This window comes from Sulfurimonas denitrificans DSM 1251 (genome assembly GCF_000012965.1).
GTDB lineage: Bacteria > Campylobacterota > Campylobacteria > Campylobacterales > Sulfurimonadaceae > Sulfurimonas > Sulfurimonas denitrificans.
Map to the genome: position 1 here is coordinate 721,996 of NC_007575.1, position 19,705 is coordinate 741,700.

The window sequence follows — 19,705 nt, forward strand, 5'->3', positions numbered from 1 at the left end:
ATAATGAGCGATTTTATAAAGTTATTTGAGAGTGAAACTGTAGGTACTATTGAAGCTCTTATAGGTCAAGCTCCTTCTATGGAACTAAAAGAGAGACAAGAGTTAAGTATAATCTCTAGCATTGTTCCTCCTATAGTTTTGCTTAATGTATCTGTAAGCGGAGACACTAATAGCTCTGCAATGCTTGCTTTAACACCACGTTTGGTTGCCTCTTTGTCTGATATGATGATGGGAGAGGATCAGAGCAATAGAGAAGATGTTAGTGAAGATGATTTAGATGCTGCCAAAGAGATAGCATCCAACATTTTTGGAGCAATAAGCAATAGCCTTGGAGCACAAAAAGAGTTGCCAAAACTATCTTTTAATATAGATAACATAGAGTATATTGATGAAAATAAAGATGTTTCACTTGAGAACTACTCTAAAATGTTTGTTTATCATTTTGTCATAGGCGAGACAAACTCGTTACTTATGCTTATAATGGACGAAAATCTAAGCAATATACTATTTCAAAAAGATAAAACATTGGGTGATGATAGAAAAAATGAGTCAAATAAAAATAGTGCTACTGTCTCGCTAAGCTCTGATGAGATGAGTAATATTGCTCTTATAATGGATGTGAAACTTCCAGTTAAAGTTAGAATTGGGAAGAAAAAAATGCTACTTAAAGATGTTTTAAATATGGATATTGGTTCTGTTATAGAGCTTAATCAATTAGCAAATGATCCCCTTGATATATTAGTAGATGATAATGTAATTGCAGAGGGTGAGGTTGTAATTGTTGATGGAAATTTTGGTGTTCAAATCACTAGTATCGGTACAAAAAGAGAGAGATTAAATCAGCTTAAATCATAGCAGGAGTTATATTAGTGAAAAAAAACAGGGATGATTTAGCAAAAAAATATGTAAAAGATATAAAATCTGCAGATGTTTGGAGTGTTTTTAGAATACTTAGTGACTTTGTAAAAGGTTTTGATGGACTTGGAGATCTTGGTCCGACTGTTACAATATTTGGAAGTGCTAAGACAAAAGAGAGTAATAAATATTATAAAGCAACTCAAGAGCTCTCTTCAATGCTTGCAAAAAGAGGATTTAACATAATGACTGGTGGCGGACCTGGGATTATGGAAGCTGCCAATAAAGGTGCATTTAAATACAAAAATGTAGAATCAGTTGGACTTAATATCGATCTTCCTTTTGAACAAACCCCAAACAAATATACTACAACAGAGTTGAGTTTTGAGTATTTCTTTTCAAGAAAAGTTATGCTCGTAAAGTACTCAATCGCATATGTGATTTTTCCAGGAGGGTACGGAACTCTAGATGAATTTTTTGAAGCTTTAACACTTGTTCAAACGAAAAAGATTACTGGTGTAAAAATATTTCTTATAGGAACGTCTTTTTATAAGCCTCTCGTGAAATTTTTAGAAAATAAGTTATATAAAAATGGGATGATAACACTTGAAGATTTGCATATTATAACTTTGAGTGATGACTTGGATAAAGTATTAAAAGAGATAGAAGAATCGCTTTTAAATCAAATAAATATATTAAAAGAGTCTGGGCTTGGAGATACAAAATATTGTAAATCTCTTTTAGAGTTTTTTGTAGATAAAGATATAACTATACCAGAGAATTCAAATGTCTAAAAAAGTACTTCTTGGAATGAGTGGAGGAGTTGACTCTACAGTATCAGCAATGTTTTTAAAAGAAGAGGGATATGAGGTTGAAGGATTGTATATGAAACTTCACTCAAATCCTGGTTATCATGAAATACATGAAGCAAGAGCAAGAAAAGCTGCCGATTTTTTAGGTATAAAGTTACATGTAATAGATTTGCAAGAGATATTTAATGAGAAAGTTTTTAAACCTTTTGTTGATACTTACGCAAAAGGAAAAACGCCAAACCCATGTGCGCTTTGTAATAGAAGTTTGAAGTTTGGAGAGATGTTAAAGTTTGCGTATAAAATAGGTGCAGATTTTGTAGCTACAGGACACTACATAAAAACTGATGGAAAATATTTTTATGAAGCTGACGATGACACAAAAGATCAGAGTTATTTTTTATTTTATGTAAACAAAGAGATATTACCAAGGCTTCTTTTTCCTTTAGGAGATAGAAAAAAAAGTGAAATTAAAGAGTTGGCAGCTTCAATTAACGGATTAGCAACATTCGCATCTCAAAGAGAATCAAGCGAGATATGCTTTGTTGAGACTACATATACAGACCTGCTTCAAGATTATGTTGAAGTGGACAAAGTAGGAGAAGTCCTCGATACTAGTGGTAAAGTAGTAGGAGAGCATAAAGGGTATATGCACTATACAATTGGTAAAAGACGAGGGTTTAGTGTTAATGGAGCTCACGATCCACATTATGTAGTAAGTATTAACCCAGATAAAAACCAGATAATTGTAGGAAAAAAAGAGGATTTAGCATGTAATAGTGTTGTCTTAAATAACTTAAACCTTTATTCGGATGAGAAAAGTTTTGATACAACAGTGAAGTTAAGATATAGAACAAAGGCAATCCCTTGCCATGTAGATATTATAGATGATAAAGCACATGTAACTCTCAAAGAGAGTGTTTTTGGCGTTGCTGTAGGACAAGCTGCTGTTTTTTATGACGGGAATAAACTACTTGGCGGCGGCTGGATAGAAGATAATTAAGTAAAAATATTCTTATAATATGCGGTATTAAACCCGCATTCATTATTTTAAGCGTCTTCTAAGCAATCCTTCCCTATAATTCCCATCCACAAACACAGAGACCTAAAGTTTAGGTATCTAGGCTTCAAGTAGAGGCTTATAACGGTAGTTTGAGATCATTGAAAACTAAGCAAGTAAATAGACTTTAATAACTAAAACTAGTTATTATTTAAGTCGAGTAAGTTTACTTATAAAAACTAAATAACAACAACCGTCTATTCTATTTGGTCTCTATTAATTTAGAGATACCCAATAGTATAGATACTATACAATAAAGTCCATCAAGTATTAAATTACATGATGGCAACATAAAGCCAATGATTTTTAAATCTTGGGCAAAGATTAAACAAACCAATTATGGAGAGTTTGATCCTGGCTCAGAGTGAACGCTGGCGGCGTGCTTAACACATGCAAGTCGAACGGTAACAGGAAGTAGCTTGCTACTTTGCTGACGAGTGGCGCACGGGTGAGTAATATATAGTTAATGTACCTCAAAGACTGGGATAGCCACTGGAAACGGTGATTAATACTAGATATACCTTTATAACAAAAGTTGTAAAGGGAAATGTTTTTTCGCTTTGAGATCAGACTATATCCCATCAGTTAGTTGGTAGTGTAAGAGACTACCAAGGCAATGACGGGTAGCGGGTTTGAGAGGATGATCCGCCACACTGGTACTGAGACACGGACCAGACTCCTACGGGAGGCAGCAGTGAGGAATATTGCACAATGGAGGAAACTCTGATGCAGCAACGCCGCGTGGAGGATGACGCATTTCGGTGTGTAAACTCCTTTTATGAGTCAAGAAAATGACGGTAGCTCATGAATAAGCACCGGCTAACTCCGTGCCAGCAGCCGCGGTAATACGGAGGGTGCAAGCGTTACTCGGAATCACTGGGCGTAAAGGACGCGTAGGCGGGTTGTCAAGTCAGGTGTGAAATCCTACAGCTTAACTGTAGAACTGCACTTGAAACTGGCAACCTAGAGTATGGGAGGGGAAGATGGAATTAGTGGTGTAGGGGTAAAATCCGTAGATATCACTAGGAATACCTAAAGCGAAGGCGATCTTCTGGAACATAACTGACGCTAAGGCGTGAAAGCGTGGGGAGCAAACAGGATTAGATACCCTGGTAGTCCACGCCCTAAACGATGAACACTAGTCGTCGTGATGCTTGTCATTGCGGTGATGCACTTAACAGATTAAGTGTTCCGCCTGGGGAGTACGGTCGCAAGATTAAAACTCAAAGGAATAGACGGGGACCCGCACAAGTGGTGGAGCATGTGGTTTAATTCGAAGATACGCGAAAAACCTTACCTGGCCTTGACATTGATAGAATCTGCTAGAGATAGCGGAGTGCCCTTCGGGGAGCTTGAAAACAGGTGCTGCACGGCTGTCGTCAGCTCGTGTCGTGAGATGTTGGGTTAAGTCCCGCAACGAGCGCAACCCTCGTCCTTAGTTGCCAGCAGGTTAAGCTGGGCACTCTAAGGAGACTGCCTTCGCAAGGAGGAGGAAGGTGAGGACGACGTCAAGTCATCATGGCCCTTACGGCCAGGGCTACACACGTGCTACAATGGGGCGTACAGAGTGTTGCAATACCGCGAGGTGGAGCCAATCACTTAAAGCGTCTCTCAGTTCGGATTGTTCTCTGCAACTCGAGAGCATGAAGCTGGAATCACTAGTAATCGTAGATCAGCATTGCTACGGTGAATACGTTCCCGGGTCTTGTACTCACCGCCCGTCACACCATGGGAGTTGATTTCACCCGAAATTGGGAAGCTAACCTTCGGGGGGCTACCACTTACGGTGGAATTAGCGACTGGGGTGAAGTCGTAACAAGGTAACCGTAGGAGAACCTGCGGTTGGATCACCTCCTTTCTAGAGTAGAGTCAATCATTCATTTGAATTGACATACAAGAAAATCTCACAAGAGAAACAGTTATTTTAGTCTTTTACTTGCTTAGTTTTCAGTGATCATTGTTCATTTGAAATTGAAAATGGGGAATTAGCTCAGCTGGGAGAGCGCCTGCCTTGCACGCAGGAGGTCAGCGGTTCGATCCCGCTATTCTCCACCATTTCTTATTTATATAGATAAAAATTTAGAAAGTTTAATTCAAGTTCTTCAACTCAAGAGTTTGAATTAGACTTTATAGTCTATGTTCATTAAATTATTATTGTTAAAGTCAACATATAGTTATAAAAAGATAGCTAGATATATGTAAATATATTTAGAGATTAGTTTATAAATTATATCAACTAAAATAACTACAATTAAACAGGATACTGCCCTACATTAAGTAAGGTAGTGAACGCAAAACTAATGAAGTGATTTTAGCGTAAGCTAAAAAGTTTCTTTAGTAAATTAGAATAAAAAAGATATTAAGGGCCATAGGTGGATGCCTTGGCTAGTAGAGGCGATGAAAGACGTACTAGGCTGCGATAAGCCTCGGGGAGCTGCCAAGAAGCTTTGATCCGGGGATTTCTGAATGGGGCAACCCAGCATGGTGCGAATCATGTTACTCCTACGGGAGGGCGAACTCAGGGAAGTGAAACATCTCAGTACCTGAAGGAAAAGAAATCAAACGAGATTCCCATAGTAGCGGCGAGCGAAACGGGATTAGGGCACTTAGTGATAATATATTTGTTAGCCAAACACTTTGGAAAGAGTGAACAAAGAGGGTGATATTCCCGTAAGCGAAAACATTTATATGGTACTAGACTAAGGAATGAGTAGGTCGGGACACGTGTTATCTTGACTGAATATGGGGGGACCACCCTCCAACCCTAAATACTACTACTAGACCGATAGCGAACAAGTACCGTGAGGGAAAGGTGAAAAGAACTGCGGTGAGCAGAGTGAAATAGAACCTGAAACCTATGGCTTACAATCATTCGGAGCACTATTATTTATAAGTGTGACGGACTGCCTTTTGCATAATGAGCCTGCGAGTTGTGGTATCTGGCAAGGTTAATCGAACGAGAAGCCGTAGCGAAAGCGAGTCTTAATAGGGCGAATTAGTCAGATGCTGCAGACCCGAAACTGAGTGATCTATCCATGAGCAGGTTGAAGCTGGTGTAAGAGCCAGTGGAGGACCGAACCCATTGACGTTGAAAAGTCTCGGGATGACTTGTGGATAGGGGTGAAAGGCCAATCAAACTCAGTGATAGCTGGTTCTCTCCGAAATATATTTAGGTATAGCCTCGAGCAGTAGCATGAAGGGGTAGAGCACTGACAGGGCTAGGGCTGCTTACCGCGGTACCAAACCCTATCAAACTCCGAATACTTCATGTGTAACCTCGGGAGTCAGGCGGTGGGTGATAAAATCCGTCGTCAAGAGGGGAACAACCCAGACTAGCAGCTAAGGTCCCAAAGTCTTGTCTAAGTGGAAAAGGATGTGGAGTTGCTGTGACAACCAGGAGGTTGGCTTAGAAGCAGCCATCTTTTAAAGAAAGCGTAACAGCTCACTGGTCTAGCGATTCTGCGCCGAAAATATAACGGGGCTAAGACAAGCACCGAAGCTCTAGATTCACATTTATGTGAGTGGTAGGAGAGCGTTCCAGTCAGCGTAGAAGCCATACCGGCAAGGAGTGGTGGAGCGGCTGGAAGTGAGCATGCAGGCATGAGTAGCGATAAAAGGGATGAGAATTCCCTTCGCCGTAAACCCAAGGTTTCCTACGCGATGCTCGTCATCGTAGGGTTAGTCGGGACCTAAGTCGAGTCCGAGAGGGGTAGACGATGGCAAATTGGTTAATATTCCAATACCGACTGTTGTTCGCTTGAGTGATGGGGGGACGCATAGAGTTAATTGAGCTCACTGATGGAATAGTGGGTCGAAGGACGTAGGTTGTAAGGTAGGCAAATCCGCCTTACATTAGACCGAGATCTTACAGGCAGAGCAATCTCTTCGGAGAGCGCTTTGAATCAATGATACTGTCGTGCCGAGAAAAGCCTCTAAACGAGAACAGCAGTTGCCCGTACCGTAAACCGACACAGGTGGGTGAGATGAGTATTCTAAGGCGCGTGGATGAACCCTGGTTAAGGAACTCTGCAAACTAGCACCGTATCTTCGGTATAAGGTGTGCCCTAAGCGTTAATGGACTTGCTCCATGAAGCGCCGACGGGTCGCAGCAAAGTGTCCCTCCCGACTGTTTACCAAAAACACAGCACTCTGCTAACTCGTAAGAGGATGTATAGGGTGTGACGCCTGCCCGGTGCTTGAATGTTAAATGGATTTGTTAGCTCTGCGAAGCATTGAAATGAAGCACAAGTAAACGGCGGCCGTAACTATAACGGTCCTAAGGTAGCGAAATTCCTTGTCGGTTAAATACCGACCTGCATGAATGGCGTAACGAGATGGGAGCTGTCTCAACCAGGGATCCAGTGAAATTGTAGTGGAGGTGAAAATTCCTCCTACCCGCGGAAAGACGGAAAGACCCCGTGCACCTTTACTATAGCTTGACATTGCTATTGGGATATTCATGTGCAGGATAGGTGGGAGCCATTGATGATATGACGCTAGTTGTATCGGAGGCATCCTTGAGATACCACCCCTGAATATTCTGATAGCTAACTCCGTACGATTATCTCGTGCGAGGACAATGTCTGGTGGGTAGTTTGACTGGGGCGGTCGCCTCCTAAAAAGTAACGGAGGCTTACAAAGTTCGGCTCAGAAGGGTTGGAAATCCTTCGTAGAGTATAATGGCATAAGCCGGACTGACTGTAAGAGATACAACTCAAACAGAGTCGAAAGACGGTCATAGTGATCCGGTGGTTCTGTGTGGAAGGGCCATCGCTCAAAGGATAAAAGGTACGCCGGGGATAACAGGCTGATCTCCCCCAAGAGCTCACATCGACGGGGAGGTTTGGCACCTCGATGTCGGCTCATCGCATCCTGGGGCTGAAGCAGGTCCCAAGGGTATGGCTGTTCGCCATTTAAAGCGGTACGCGAGCTGGGTTCAGAACGTCGTGAGACAGTTCGGTCCCTATCTTCCGTGGGCGTAGGAGAGTTGAGGAGAGCTGACCCTAGTACGAGAGGACCGGGTTGGACATGCCACTGGTGCACCAGTTGTTCTGCCAAGAGCATCGCTGGGTAGCTACGCATGGATGAGATAACCGCTGAAAGCATCTAAGCGGGAAGCCAACTCCAAGATGAACTCTCCCTGAAGTACGCTTGAAGACTACAAGCTTGATAGGCTGGGTGTGTACGCAGAGTAATCTGTTTAGCTGACCAGTACTAATAGTACGTTTGTCTTTTTTACCATTCTATTTATAGAATAACAATTCGTTCACTACCTTACTTAGTGTATAGGTACCTGATGTAGTTATTTAGTTATGTTGACTTTAACAATGATATTTTATGCATTAATTGCATAAAACTCACTCTAACTTAAGAACAATTACTTTTAAGTACACAAAACAGTGTATTTAAATGTGATTGTCTAGGTGGCTATAGAGAGAGGGAAACGCCTGGTCCCATTCCGAACCCAGAAGCTAAGCCTCTCATCGCTGATAATACTGATCCTTGCAGGATTGGAAATGTAGGTCGCTGCCTAGTTGATCATTTCTACTACTTACCAACACTTCTTTAACTTCAATCAAATCCACTTTTTAATTCTAGTCTAACTCTTTTATAAACTTTATTCATTTACTGTTTTAATTCTTTTTGCTAAATACAGGTAAGCAATACTTTAGTATATAAATTTTAATCAACTCTAAATCTAGCAACTAATGGGAGGTGGTCTGAATAGCCTTGTCCTTTATGTTTTTTTACTCTTGCTTTAGAGATTTGCCATCTGTAGATGTTGTTTTTTTTAAAAAGGTACTCTTTATTAAAATTTGAGATAGTGTTATGAATGTATGAGACATCTTTAGCATTTAAGAGAGATTGAGATATCAAAATATTATCAAGCACCTCTTTTTTGCCTCTATAGAGATAAGAGTACCTTTTATCTTCATCTGTATCGTACCAGAGGTTATAAAAACTCTCTTTTTGATAATTTACATGTAGGGCTGAATTTCTTTGATTTATAGTGCCTAAGATATGGTTTATGCCCGTTATACCATCTGTGTCATTATGTTCTCTTTTTTTTGCAAATTTCAGATACTCCTCATAGTCTGAATTAAAATCTCCAAGCAAAATTATATTTTTATCAAATCCTATCTCTTTTACCCTTTTCATTAAACTCTTTGCGCATAATACTCTTTGACTCTCAGCACCAGATTTTGATTTCCAATGATTGACAAAAATATAGAGCTCTTTTCCATTAATGTTAAATTTTGTCTCTAAAATATTTCTGTATTCATAAGTTTGAGTCACACTTATCTCTTTGGAGTAAACAAATGGTACTTTACTAAGAAGAGCTACTTTAACAGTTGTGTTTTTTTTATCCGCAATACTATAATAACCATAATATAGACCGCTTTGTTTTAGTGCAAACCTGAGGTCTAAGAGTGCTTGGAGTGATTCAACCTCTTCTAGGGCTATAATGTCTGCATCTATATCTTTTATAACCTGAGCGATATTTTTTAATTTTATCTTATAATTTTTTTGATTCCACTCTGAGGTAGAGTTTGGTATATATTCACTATATTCATAACCGCTTGTTTCTAAATCAAAGAGATTTTCTACATTATATGTTGCAATTTTCAAAATAGTCTCTCCAAACAGTGATGTATAAATTAAAAGGGTAAAAAACAGAATTTTCATTAGATGATACCATTTAGTCTTAATAAATTCTCAGGATTTGCTTGGGTACCCATAAACTCTTTATATAAAATATCCATACTCTTAGAGCCTCCGCTTCTTAGGATAATTTCTAGATATTTTTTTGCACTCAAAGAGTCAAAAATTCCCTCATCAACAACACTAAAAAAAGCATCTGCACTTAGAACTTCAGCCCATTTGTAGCTGTAGTATCCAGCAGCATATCCGCCAGCAAAAATATGTGAAAAACCATTTTGAAACTTGTTGTACGAGGGTGGTTTAATAAGTGCGGTTTGCTCTCTGATAGAGTCTAAGAGCTCTTGAACTTCACTGCCTTTATGGAGCTTTGCATGTAGTTTAAAGTCAAAGATAGAGAACTCTAGTTGTCTGAGCATTCCTAAGGCTGATTGGAAGTTTTTGCTTTTTACTAACTTCTCTATCATCTCTGCTGGGATAATCTCTTTGGTTTTATAGTGAGTTGCAAAGAGTTTTAAAACTTTAGGCTCATAAGCAAAGTTTTCTAAAAATTGTGATGGAAATTCAACGGCATCCCACTCTACGCCATTTACGCCACTAACTCCGCTCTCATTTACTTCACTTAACATGTGATGTAGTGCGTGACCCATCTCATGAAATAGCGTTACTACATCATCATGTCTTAATAGAGATGGAGTTTTACCTTTTGATGGCGGAAAATTACATACTATAACAGCTGAGGCAAGATGCTCTTTGCCTTTTTCATCTATATGATGTGAGCTAAAATTATTCATCCATGCTCCGCCTTGTTTGCCTTTTCTGGCTTCTAAATCAAGGTAGAGCCTCGATTTTAAAATACCATCTACATATAAATCATAAGAGAGAGCCTTTTTATCCCATAGCTCCTCACTATTTTTTTTGAAACTGATTTTGAAGAGTTTGTTTAAAAATTCAAACGTACCATCTAACACACTATTTTGCTCAAAGTATGGGCGATACTCCTCTTCGTCTATATTATACTTCTCTTTTTTAAGAAGCTCACTGTAAAAAGCCGTATCAAAACTATTAAGAGGTTTTTTTGTTATCTCTTGGAGTTCTCTCAGCTCTTTTTTAGCTTGAGGTTTTGATTTTGAAATTAGCTCTTCTAAAAATTCAATTACGCTACTCTCATCCGTTGCCATTTTACTAGCAAGTGAATATGAAGCGTAATTATCAAACCCAAGTAGTCTGCTCATCTCGTTTTTTAGTGATAATAGTTCATCAATAATCAGCGCATTTTGAGGCGCTCTAGTCACATAAGAGCGGTAGAGCTCTTCTCTTATATTTTCGTTCTTACCGTATGTCATATAGGCTATGTATGAGGGCATTTGAAGGGTAAATTTGTACTTAGTTACGCCATCTTCTTTAAACATTGCATTTGCCAAATCGCTCTGAGGAATTCCCTCTACATCTTTTATGTCGGTAACAATATATTTGTACTCATTTGTTGCATTTAAGAGGTTTTGAGAGAAATCATTTGATAGGGTGCTCTTTTTGAGGTTTATCTCTTGTAGTCTTTTTTTTATTTTTTCATCGAGATGAGCACCGCTTAACTCAAAGCCCAAAATATTTAGCTCTAAGACTCTCTTTTGTTCTTGATTTAGGCTTTTTTGCTCATTTTTAAAAATCTCTTTGTAGGCGTTATATATATCTATGTTTTGAGAAAGTTTTGTTGAGTAATCTGTGACTATTGGTAGAGATGCAGCATATATTTTTTGCGTTTTAGCGCTGTTTTTTACAGAGTTAAGGTGTGATAATTGTGTAAAAAACTGCTCCAGTTTCTCATCCATCATCTCAAGAGGTTTTACAAAATTTGCAAAATTTTTCTCTTTTATTTTTAGAAGTTTTTCAACGCTTTTGTTGTTTTTTTCTAATCTTACATTTAGTTCTTCTATAAAACTGCCCAAATCTACTCTTAACTCTAAAAATTTACTCATATATTAATCCTCTTCATCTCTTTTTAATTTTATCGCGCCAAATTTATCAATTAGTATATCATCATACATGTCAGAATATTTAAACAGCCTCTCAAATGCTACACGACCCTCTTCTAATGTCAGAGATGAGTCGATTACAAGGTAGGACAGATAGATGATATTTTGATTTATGCAGAAGTGCAGATATGAAAATTTTTTATTTTCATCAAGTAGGTAGTCATAAATGCGTTCAATATTTTCTTGTGGTATAACGCAAAGTTTTGACTCTCCTATGATGATACCATTTTCATAGTACGTTATCTCTATTCTTGCGGTGCCAAAGTTCACTCGCCATGAAGCTTGTGAGCGTCTAGCTAATGTAACATTTACATCAAGAGAGTTTAAAATCTCTTCTAATAATTTTGTGCTTCCTGTTGGTTTATACCCTTTTCTTCTAAGTTTTGCGACCTCTAGTTTTATGCCACATCTTGGGCAGTAGTCATCTTTTATATCTTTTTCATCGATAAGGTTTTTACATGAGTGACACTTTAAAATATTTTTTATATTGAAATTTTTGTAGCTCTTTAGCGCTTCATCAACATAAAAGTACGGAAGTGCAAAGCCTAAGTTATTTGAATCTTGAATGATAAATGTATTTACTCCGATGACTTCTCCATCAATATTTATAAGAGGTCCGCCACTGTTTCCTGGGTTGATTGCGGCGTCAATTTGTACATACTCTAGCTCTCCATAAATTCTTGAAGCTTTTGAGACAATACCCTCTGTTGCGCTATAATTAAGCCCATAAGGGTGCCCTATAGCGATAACACTATCTCCATTTTGAATCTCTTTTGTAGATAAAGTAAGCGGATTTTCTGGTCTATCAAATCCAAAACTAATAAAAGCCAAATCAAAATAAGCATCATCGTAAACGACCTCTGCAATAGAGCGTTTAATCTTTTTTGAGCTAATTACTACCTCTTTTAGCCCAGCTACAACATGAGAGTTTGTAACAATCAAATCATCAATAATAAATCCAGTTCCACTTCCATAAGGAGTCATGATTTGTATGATGTTTTCTATATACTGCTCAAGTATTAGTTGTGTGTTCATGGTTATATCTCCTCATAATTGAGATTTTTTAGTTGTAGATAAAAGCTGTTGTTTAGCTCGTTTAGTGATGAGAAGTTGAGCTTGTCTCCAAAAGGTTCTAACTTTTTAAAGTGGTTTTTATGAGTTGAGACAATAGAGTCCACTTTTGAGACAATAGCTCTTTTTGCAAATATCTGACTCTCTTCGTCATATAAAGGTGTGTATCCCAGAGCTTTAAAAAAACTTGGGTTTTGAATCTCTACTAAAGTGTGTAAAAGCTCTTTAGTAAGAGGATTTAACCCATAATTATAAAGCAGATACATTGCGATATATTTATACATGGTAGGGATGATTTGGTTGTATCTGTTGTTTTTATACCATCTTATCTTTGAGAGAGACTCTGTTATAAATATCTCTATCTCTTCATTAGGTGCTTTGTCTGTTGGGTTAAAGGTGTATTTTGCATTATAGAAATTTTTTCTAAATTCATCAAAACTCATCTCTTGAAGTTCTAGGATATGCTCTCTGAGTTCATCATTTTTTGCTTCAACAGTTAAGTTTTCATCACTAAAGTACTCTTGAATTTTTTTAGTTGATTTTTTAAAAATAGTGAATTTTGGAACTAACATGTAGTCTATTTTAAAAAGAAGATAAAGCAGGATAAAAGACTCCATCCCAGCGTTGTCATTTGATGGAAGAGAGAGGATTTTAACATTTATCTCATCAATCCATTTGTGCATAAAGTTATACTTTAGAGACAACTCCTCTTCGCTTAAAGTTTTTACATGTGATACATCTTCTATTGAAATATCCAAAAATTCACTCTTTATATACTCTTTATCAAAGTCTGCATTTAGAGCAATCTCTCTAAGAGGAAAAAAGAGTTTTTGTGGACTCATAGTTGTGTTATCAAGAGAGAGTTTTAGTTTTATGTACTCATCATCGCTAAAATAATAGGTGTAAGTAAATTGGTAGTTTCGCTCTAAAATAAGACGTTTTAGGGCTACATGTGCAGATGATTTTTTACAAAGGATTGCTTCTGCATTAAGGCTCTTTTTTGTAGCTTTGCCTCTTATTAGCGCACCTCCTTGGTATATCTCAAAATAAAGAGAGTCATCTTCTTTTTTTATGATTACGTTCTCATTTGAGACGCCATTTGAGTAGTTGATAAGAGATTTTAGGAAGTACTCATAAGCTAAGAGTATCTCTTTATCTTCAAATGCCTCATAAGATTTGTTAAATAACTTCTCCTCATCTTTGGAGATATTAGCATTTATGCTTCTTCCAAATGTATGTTTTAATTCATCTTTTTTCTTAAAAAAATGTAACCAGTTCATAGACGCTCTTTTGGAAAAATTTAGAGCTGTATTATAGTAAAAGCTTCTTTACAAAAGATTAGTATTACTTAAAGCCTAAATAAAATTATCTTTTTTAAGATAAAGAATTGTAATATAAGAAGAGTGTTGTTTTGTATTGTTATACATTTATTAACTATTTCTAAAAAAAGGGTGGTATATGCAAGATTTATATGAAGAGAAAAAAACAAAAAGTTTTAATTTTTTTCTACTTATTGCTGCTATCCCGATAGCTGGTGTAATAATTATATTTTCTATTATGGCTAAAAACAGACAAGATAAAATAGAGTTTACAAAACTTGAACTTTGCGGAATAGAAGTAATAGCTGAAATACAAAAAAGCGTTTTGGATATTCAAAAAATAAGAGCACTAACCTCAATAGAAAACCCAAATAGTGATACTTTAAAGAAGCTAGAAATAAAAAAAGAAGATATTTTAAAGGGTATGAATCTAATAGAGAGTAAATTATCAAAGATAGACGATAGCATTACTTTGAAAAAAGAGCTTTTGAGTTTTATAAAATTTATAAAAGATAGTAAGCTAGACTCTCTGAATTTTGATGAACTTACTCAAATAGTTGAAAATCTCACATCTTATTCAAGTCGAATTTCTTACCATTCCAAACTCATTTTAGATGAAAATTTAGATATATTTGTTTTAGTAAACAATGTCGTTTTTCTGTTTGTAGAGCTAATAGAGCATAATGGACAAATTAGGGGAGTAGCAGTAAATACAACAAATGGTAATATAGATTTTAACCAAAGACATAAGATAATTATGCGACTTGATAAAATTGATGATAAACTTAAAAAGCTTGACTTGAATCTCTTTTTATTAGGAGAGGTTGCTTATGCCAATAAGTTAAAAGAGAGTTATGAAGATATGAAAGAAGCTCAAAGAGTGATAATAGATTTTACTAATAATGAGTTGTTAAGAGATGATGCAATAGCTGTTGATTCTAATGGAATCTATGAGCAGATAACTAAAAACATAGATTCTGTAATCGCTTTATACGAGATAAATCTAAATCTTTTAAGAGAAAATTTAGAAAAAAAACTAAAAGAAAATCAAAAAAGTTTGATATTTATAGCTATTTTTGGATTTCTATCTATCATGTTTGTCATAATCATAAACAGAATATTTTATCTAAACAATAGAAAATATATAGACAAGATTGAGGAGTTAACTATTACTGATGGTATGACATCTTTATATAATCGAAGATATTTTGATGAAATATTTGATAATTATCTCCGTAGCAACCAAAGAACTAAACAGGTGCCAGTATTTATTATCATGGATATAGACCACTTCAAAGAGTACAATGATACATATGGGCATCAAGCGGGTGATGTAGCCATAAAAATAGTTTCAAAAGTGATGAAAACTTTTTTAAAAAGAGCAACAGATATGGCATTTAGACTTGGTGGAGAGGAGTTTGGCATCTTATGCTCTGGCATAAACGCAATAGAAGCGCTCCATTTAGCTCATGATATAAGAAAGGGGATAGAAAATGAAAAAATTGAGCATAAAAGCAGCAAAGTAAATGAGTATTTAACAATCTCTATCGGGATAATCGTAATTGAAGAGGGCAAGATAAATAGCACCAAAGAGATATATAGATGTGCAGACAAAGCTCTATACAAAGCAAAAGAAAATGGACGTAATCAAGCGGTATTATATGATGCAAAAATGTTTTGCGATGATTAAATATAAGTTTTTTACGCTATAAATCTTTAAAAGATTAAATTTAAATACAACGAGGGCTTTTATCGTGTCTTATCTAGTTCCTAGTGAATTTGTTACAAAAATGATTGATGCTGGTGAGTCAAAAGTTTACATGTCAACCAAAGATACCATAATTAGAGCCTTTATGGCTGGAGCCATTTTAGCGCTCTCCGCTGCTTTTGCTATAACAGTAGCCATGCAGAGTGGCTCAGCTCTTGTTGGTGCTATGCTTTTTCCAGTTGGCTTTATAATGCTTTATCTTATGGGTTTTGACCTCTTGACAGGAGTTTTTGTTCTAGTTCCTCTTGCTCTGCTAGATAAGAGAAAAGGTGTGACAATAAAACAGGTTCTTCGTAATTGGGGATTGGTTTTCTTAGGCAATTTTGCAGGGGCGATTCTAGTAGCTTTTATGATTTCTTTTATCTTAACTTATGGTTATTCAATAGATGCTGGAGCGCTTGGAGAGAAGATAGGAAGCATAGGCGAGGAGCGTACACTGGGCTATAAAGAGCATGGAATCTCTGGCTGGTTTACGATTTTTATTCGTGGAATGCTTTGTAACTGGATGGTTTCAATGGGAGTAGTTGGTGCTATGATTTCAACCAATGTAAGCGGAAAAGCCATAGCTATGTGGATGCCAATTATGCTATTTTTCTTTATGGGTTTTGAGCACTCAGTTGTAAATATGTTTTTGTTTCCATTTTCTATGATAATGGGTGGAGATTTTACGGTAGCTGATTATATTATCTGGAACGAAATTCCAACAGTATTTGGAAATCTCATTGGAGGATTAGCTTTTACAGGACTTACACTCTATGCAACACATGTAAAAACTGGTGCAAAAAGAGAGTTAGACTAAAGAGGAGATAGTGATATTTTAAACACTTCTTCATTTAGTTTTAAATTCAAAATATTTTTAACAAAAAAAAGTGTAAACTTTGTTAAAAAACTATACGAAAACTCAACGATTAAATCAAAGCAATATCAAAGACAAACTTAAGTACAATTCGCCCAATTTTAACAAAGGAATTGCATGGCTAACAAACGGGTATTGGTTAAGTTTTCAGGCGAAGCTTTAGCGGGTGAAGCTGGTTATGGAATTGACACTAAAATTTTAAATTTTATCTCTCAAGAGATAAAGTCTTTGGTAGAAGCTAATATTGAAGTTGGCATAGTTATTGGCGGTGGAAATATCATCCGTGGAGTAACGGCAGCACAAGATGGAATTATTAAAAGAACTTCTGGTGATTACATGGGAATGTTAGCAACTGTAATCAACGGAATAGCGATGCAAGAAGCTTGTGAACACGCAGGACTTCAAGTTCGTATGCAAACAGCCATTAAGATGGAACAGATTGCTGAACCTTATATAAATCGCCGCGCAGTTCGTCATTTAGAAAAAGGTCGAGTTGTTATATTTGCAGCTGGAACTGGAAATCCATTTTTTACAACAGATACCGCAGCAACTCTTAGAGCAGTTGAAATTGGCGCTGAGGTGATTATTAAAGCTACTAAAGTTGATGGTGTTTATGATAAAGACCCAAATAAATTTAGTGATGCCATAAAACTCCAAGAGCTCTCATACGAGCAAGCCCTAAATGACAATATAAAAGTAATGGACGATACATCAATAGCACTTGCAAAAGATAATTCGCTCCCTATTTTAGTCTGCGACATGTTTAAAAAAGGAAATCTCCTTGACATTTTACAAAATGGAAATATGAAAAACTGCTCTATAGTAAAATAGATTAAATCACCTAAAACCAAAAGGATAGAAGATGAAAATAGAAGAATTAACAGCCAAAATATTAGATAATAACCCAAACATGGATCGCTACCAATTAGCAATCGCAGTGGCAAAAAGGACAGATGAACTTTTAAATGGTGCTAATAGCAAATTAAATGTCTCTAAAAAGATAAAAACAGCTGATTTGGCTCTTATGGAAATTGCTGAGGGCCTTATTATAATTAAAGGCTTTGCTGATATAAAAAAATAGTTGGTTAATTTTGAGTCAAGTTGATATAGGACAGATCAAAAAAATAGATACTGTTGACTTAGCTATAAAGTATCTTTTTGCTCAAATTCCGCCAAGCCAAGCTTTGCAAAAAGCTCTGGACTACTCCACTCTAGCACATGTAAACCAGTTTAGAAAAAGTGGTGAACCATATATAATTCATCCAATTCTAGTGGCTAGTATTGTCTCCTCCATAACAAATGATGAGTCTATGGCAATTGCTGCACTTCTACATGATGTTGTAGAAGATACAGAAGTTGATATAGAAGAGATAAAAGATGTCTTTGGTGCAGATGTAGCGCATCTTGTTGAAGGTCTTACAAAAATTGATTCAATTAGAGATACAGAACTAGTATCTTCAAATTCAAATGAAAAACTTGTAGTATCAGCACTCTCCTTTCGTAAAATGCTCCTAGCAAGTATTAAAGATGTAAGAGTTTTAGTTGTAAAGCTATGCGATAGACTTCACAATATGCTAACTCTTGAATCTTTAAGCGCGCAAAAACAGCAGAGAATCGCAGAAGAGACTCTTGTCGTTTATGCACCAATTGCTCATCGTTTGGGTATCTCCTTTTTAAAAAATCTTCTAGAAGATTTAAGTTTTTCAACTCTTTTTAAAGAAGAAAAAGAGCAGATAGATAGCTACCTTGAAGTGCACTACCATGCAATAGAGATGAAGCTTATCGAATTTAAAGAAGCAATTGAGAAAGTTTTAGTACAAAATGGCTTTTGTGAAGATGATTTTGAGATACTCTCTAGGGTAAAACATAAATATTCAATTTATCTTAAAATGCAGAGAAAGGGTGTTGGAATAGAGGAGATTTTAGATCTCTTAGCGCTAAGAATTTTAACAAAAGATCCTGTTAAGTGTTATAGCATCTTAGGACTTATTCATCTCCATTTTCAACCATTATCTTCAAGATTTAAAGACTATATCGCCGTTCCAAAAGATAATGGTTATAGAACAATTCACACTACAGTATTTTACAAAACTGCTATTTTTGAAGTACAAATCAGAACTTATGAGATGCATGAAACAGCGGAGCTTGGAGTTGCAGCACATTGGAAATACAAAAGTGGCGGCAACGATGCGATTAAGTTGGATTGGCTTCATAATCTTGGATATCAAAATGAGTCAATTGAAGAGTTCTATGACTTGATAAAAAATGACCTCTACAGTGAGGATATATCAGTTTTCTCTCCAAAAGGTGAAGTTTTTACTCTTCCGCGAGGTGCAGTTGTGCTTGATTTTGCTTATGCAATTCATACACATGTAGGAAATCATGCAAAATCTGCTCTTGTAAATAAAGCAAAAACATCACTTATTAATGAGCTTCACAATGGGGACATAGTTAAAATTGATGTTGATGAAAATATTATTACCAGATGTAGCTGGCTTGATGCAGTAAAGACATCAAAAGCAAAAACAAATATGAGATATAACTGTAACGCAAGAGTAAGAGATGTTGATTCAAAATCTAGCATCAATATTGTTGCAACAGCTATGAATTTAAATAGCTCGGTAATTGAAGCTTGGTTTGAAAAAAATAGTTGTGATAAGAGAGCTACAATTGCTACTGATATTGAGCATCTTAGAGATGTTGTTCAAAGATATATTGCAGAGATAGAAAAGAATAGTCGTATAAAAGGATTTCTATCGAGACGCAGATTCAAATTAAAACCATATAGCTTTAGAGGTTTAGAGATATATAGCACATCAAATATAAATGATGTGGTTTTTGATTACTGCTGTCATCCAAAAAATGGCGATGAAATAATGGCTTTTTTAGAAAAAAACAAAGCTCACGTTCATCATAAAATGTGCTCAAGTGCAACAAAAAAGTTAGATGAGAAAGAGGCTATGGTTTTTGTAAGATGGGAGAAATTAAACATCTATAACTATAATATGATAGTTTCACTTCATAGCGGAGTTGGAACATTAGCAGAGTTCTTAAACTTTTTAGCAAAATTAAAAATTGATATAAATCAGATTGAACTTGGAAAAAATAAGAGCGAATCTACGCGTTATTGTGAAATAGGATTTGAGTCAAAAGAAGCCGATATTAATGCACTACGTGCTAAAATCGAGCAAAAAATAAAAGTAATACATTTTATTCGCACAGATGATGCGTATAGGTAGCAAAATGACTCTTGAAGTCAAAAATAACTAAATTA

Annotated in this window: 12 protein-coding genes, 1 tRNA gene and 3 rRNA genes; 12 read left to right on the top strand and 4 right to left on the bottom strand. The window is 36.3% G+C overall.

From position 1 onward, the window contains the following. The first annotated feature begins 3 nt into the window (after window positions 1-3). The 7 genes from fliY to rrf all read left to right on the top strand — a co-directional run bounded on the left by fliY (window position 4) and on the right by rrf (window position 8,259). On the top strand, window positions 4-855 hold the full coding sequence (fliY, locus tag SUDEN_RS03695; protein ID WP_011372341.1) for a flagellar motor switch protein FliY: 852 nt from the start codon (window positions 4-6) through the stop codon (window positions 853-855). A gap of 14 nt (window positions 856-869) precedes the next feature. After that, complete coding sequence (locus tag SUDEN_RS03700; RefSeq protein ID WP_011372342.1) at window positions 870-1,649, top strand: TIGR00730 family Rossman fold protein; 780 nt, start codon at window positions 870-872, stop codon at window positions 1,647-1,649. Further along, window positions 1,642-2,667 (top strand): tRNA 2-thiouridine(34) synthase MnmA, encoded by a 1,026-nt coding sequence (mnmA, locus tag SUDEN_RS03705; RefSeq protein ID WP_011372343.1) that lies wholly within the window; start codon window positions 1,642-1,644, stop codon window positions 2,665-2,667. Before SUDEN_RS03700 ends, mnmA begins: the two co-directional genes overlap by 8 nt. Before the next feature lie 393 nt (window positions 2,668-3,060). Then, window positions 3,061-4,582: ribosomal RNA gene (locus tag SUDEN_RS03710) — 16S ribosomal RNA — on the top strand. Between the two features lie 121 nt (window positions 4,583-4,703). After that, window positions 4,704-4,779, top strand: a tRNA-Ala gene (locus SUDEN_RS03715). Between the two features lie 294 nt (window positions 4,780-5,073). After that, window positions 5,074-7,963 (top strand): 23S ribosomal RNA (locus tag SUDEN_RS03720). Between the two features lie 180 nt (window positions 7,964-8,143). Then, window positions 8,144-8,259: ribosomal RNA gene (rrf, locus tag SUDEN_RS03725) — 5S ribosomal RNA — on the top strand. Together the 16S, 23S and 5S rRNA genes with 1 tRNA gene alongside form the textbook arrangement of a ribosomal RNA operon. 147 nt (window positions 8,260-8,406) lie before the next feature. On the opposite strand, the gene SUDEN_RS03730 is transcribed toward rrf, so the two are convergent. From SUDEN_RS03730 to SUDEN_RS03745, 4 genes are read right to left on the bottom strand one after another with little or no spacing between them, the layout of a single operon-like run. Next, complete coding sequence (locus SUDEN_RS03730; RefSeq protein ID WP_011372344.1) at window positions 8,407-9,411, bottom strand: endonuclease/exonuclease/phosphatase family protein; 1,005 nt, start codon at window positions 9,409-9,411, stop codon at window positions 8,407-8,409. Further along, window positions 9,411-11,360 (bottom strand): M3 family metallopeptidase, encoded by a 1,950-nt coding sequence (locus SUDEN_RS03735; protein ID WP_011372345.1) that lies wholly within the window; start codon window positions 11,358-11,360, stop codon window positions 9,411-9,413. The genes SUDEN_RS03730 and SUDEN_RS03735 overlap by 1 nt, the downstream gene beginning before the upstream one ends. Before the next feature lie 3 nt (window positions 11,361-11,363). Further along, window positions 11,364-12,452, bottom strand: a complete 1,089-nt coding sequence (locus SUDEN_RS03740) for a trypsin-like peptidase domain-containing protein (RefSeq protein WP_011372346.1) — start codon at window positions 12,450-12,452, stop codon at window positions 11,364-11,366. A gap of 2 nt (window positions 12,453-12,454) precedes the next feature. Then, entirely contained in the window at window positions 12,455-13,768 is a 1,314-nt protein-coding gene (locus SUDEN_RS03745; protein WP_011372347.1) for a hypothetical protein, read from the bottom strand. 178 nt (window positions 13,769-13,946) lie between these two features. On the opposite strand from SUDEN_RS03745, the gene SUDEN_RS11000 reads away from it, so the two are divergent. The 5 genes from SUDEN_RS11000 (at window position 13,947) to SUDEN_RS03770 (ending at window position 19,670) form a co-directional block, all read left to right on the top strand. After that, window positions 13,947-15,497: a GGDEF domain-containing protein gene (locus tag SUDEN_RS11000; protein ID WP_011372348.1), complete on the top strand. Its 1,551-nt coding sequence runs from the start codon at window positions 13,947-13,949 to the stop codon at window positions 15,495-15,497. A 64-nt stretch (window positions 15,498-15,561) separates the two neighbouring features. Next, window positions 15,562-16,374 carry a formate/nitrite transporter family protein gene (locus tag SUDEN_RS03755; protein WP_011372349.1) on the top strand — a complete coding sequence of 271 codons (813 nt, stop codon included), beginning with the start codon at window positions 15,562-15,564 and terminating at the stop codon, window positions 16,372-16,374. A 174-nt stretch (window positions 16,375-16,548) separates the two neighbouring features. Beyond that, window positions 16,549-17,262 (top strand): UMP kinase, encoded by a 714-nt coding sequence (gene pyrH / locus SUDEN_RS03760; protein WP_011372350.1) that lies wholly within the window; start codon window positions 16,549-16,551, stop codon window positions 17,260-17,262. A 31-nt stretch (window positions 17,263-17,293) separates the two neighbouring features. Beyond that, window positions 17,294-17,512 carry a DNA-directed RNA polymerase subunit omega gene (locus SUDEN_RS03765; protein ID WP_011372351.1) on the top strand — a complete coding sequence of 73 codons (219 nt, stop codon included), beginning with the start codon at window positions 17,294-17,296 and terminating at the stop codon, window positions 17,510-17,512. 10 nt (window positions 17,513-17,522) lie between these two features. Next, window positions 17,523-19,670 carry a RelA/SpoT family protein gene (locus tag SUDEN_RS03770; protein WP_011372352.1) on the top strand — a complete coding sequence of 716 codons (2,148 nt, stop codon included), beginning with the start codon at window positions 17,523-17,525 and terminating at the stop codon, window positions 19,668-19,670. Window positions 19,671-19,705: the final 35 nt, after the last annotated feature.

Coding starts and splice junctions, on each gene's coding strand:
- SUDEN_RS03765 (WP_011372351.1), top strand. CDS start 17,294: ATGAAAATAGAAGAATTAACAGCCAAAATATTAGATAATAACCCAAAC.
- SUDEN_RS11000 (WP_011372348.1), top strand. CDS start 13,947: ATGCAAGATTTATATGAAGAGAAAAAAACAAAAAGTTTTAATTTTTTT.
- SUDEN_RS03740 (WP_011372346.1), bottom strand. CDS start 12,452: ATGAACACACAACTAATACTTGAGCAGTATATAGAAAACATCATACAA.
- mnmA (WP_011372343.1), top strand. CDS start 1,642: ATGTCTAAAAAAGTACTTCTTGGAATGAGTGGAGGAGTTGACTCTACA.
- SUDEN_RS03735 (WP_011372345.1), bottom strand. CDS start 11,360: ATGAGTAAATTTTTAGAGTTAAGAGTAGATTTGGGCAGTTTTATAGAA.
- SUDEN_RS03745 (WP_011372347.1), bottom strand. CDS start 13,768: ATGAACTGGTTACATTTTTTTAAGAAAAAAGATGAATTAAAACATACA.
- pyrH (WP_011372350.1), top strand. CDS start 16,549: ATGGCTAACAAACGGGTATTGGTTAAGTTTTCAGGCGAAGCTTTAGCG.
- SUDEN_RS03730 (WP_011372344.1), bottom strand. CDS start 9,411: ATGAAAATTCTGTTTTTTACCCTTTTAATTTATACATCACTGTTTGGA.
- fliY (WP_011372341.1), top strand. CDS start 4: ATGAGCGATTTTATAAAGTTATTTGAGAGTGAAACTGTAGGTACTATT.